The 437-nt window shown below is 74.4% G+C and carries 1 pseudogene; it reads right to left on the bottom strand.

What is annotated here, in order from left to right:
• Positions 1-437 (bottom strand): annotated as a pseudogene (locus MKK58_RS01975) (hypothetical protein); the annotation flags it as partial.

The following is a 437-nucleotide window of genomic DNA, read 5'->3' as shown; positions in this document are numbered from 1 at the left end:
GTTCGGTCATGGGTATTCGCAGCCGCGTGCGCGGGGTCTTCCCTCCCCCCTCTGCGCGGGTGGGCGGGGCATGGCCGCGATGGCCGCAACAGACCGCTCCCCCAGGCGGCCACGCGCCCGTGGTGGCTGTGAAGCTGGGAGGAGCGCATGCGGCGGGTGTCGTTCACGGCCGGGCTCGAGGCGTCGCCCCGGCGGGCCAGGGCGATGTCGGCCACGGTGTCGATGCGTCCGGGGCTCGGGGACATCACCACGACGGGGTCGGCGGGGAAGACCGCCCCCCCGATGGCTCGGGTCCTGAACAGCCCGGTCAGCCCGGGCCCGCCCCAAGGCTCGAGGGGCCCCTCCTCCAAACGCTCCCGGGTCCTGGCATCGAGCGCACCGAAGGGCTCGTCCATCAGCACCACCTCGGCCTCGTTGGCCAGCACCCGGGCGATGGC

This window comes from Methylobacterium sp. J-078 (genome assembly GCF_022829285.1).
GTDB lineage: Bacteria > Pseudomonadota > Alphaproteobacteria > Rhizobiales > Beijerinckiaceae > Methylobacterium.
Note: the sequence above shows the minus strand (reverse complement) of the source record. Positions and strands in the feature narration are given on the sequence as shown.